Source organism: Bacillus sp. LR--39 (assembly GCF_053613335.1).
Genome location: NZ_JBSIOT010000942.1, coordinates 1 through 685, shown reverse-complemented (window position 1 = coordinate 685; position 685 = coordinate 1). Strand labels below are relative to the sequence as shown.

Here is a 685-nt window from a genome sequence, read left to right as displayed (position 1 = left end):
CGATGCTGGGCGGCATGAATATGAAGAGCACGTATGCTTCTGTATCCAGCAATACGAACGCTTTTACTCTCAGCGGTAAAGGATTCGGACACGGCATCGGCATGAGTCAGTACGGAGCAAATGCCAGAGCTGCTGCCGGGCACGATTACAAGAAGATTTTAAGTTTCTACTATCCAAATACGACTCTATCAAGCTATTAATAGAGTTTGAACAGGAGGCAGCAGTGCCTCCTCTGTTCATGTTCAGGGGAAAACATAACATTTACATTTTTGGAGGTTATTTTTTTGAGGGTTTTTCTTAAAGCTGTACCTATGTTGTTGTTAGGGTTCTTTTTGTTTGTGCCTAATGTATTTGCGGCCAACTCTGTCACAAGATTAGACGGTGCAAACCGATATGAGGTTGCGGTGAACGTTTCCAAGCAGGGGTGGACAAGTGCAAGCACTGTGATTGTTGCAAATGGAAAGGCATATGCAGACGTCCTTTCAGCGACTCCATTTGCCTATCGAAACAACGCGCCTGTTCTATTAACGGAAGCGTCTAAACTGCCAACGGCCACTAAAAACCGAATCAGTCAATTAAAACCTAGCAAAGTGATCGTAATCGGCGGAACCGTCAGCGTTCAAAACGGTGTCGTAAGCGAGATCAAAAAGCTTGGTGTGTCATCTGTCGAACGCATCGGCGGAGC

The 685-nt window shown here is 45.7% G+C and carries 2 protein-coding genes; both read left to right on the top strand.

Annotated elements, in window-relative coordinates; all coding sequences use genetic code 11:
* Positions 1-200: SpoIID/LytB domain-containing protein (locus tag ACWHAR_RS27630; RefSeq protein ID WP_452088510.1), on the top strand; the 200-nt coding region annotated here is incomplete at its 5' end.
* Positions 201-284: 84 nt separating this feature from the next.
* Positions 285-685, top strand: a 401-nt coding sequence (locus ACWHAR_RS27625; RefSeq protein WP_452088509.1) for a cell wall-binding repeat-containing protein, incomplete at its 3' end; no start/stop codon positions are given.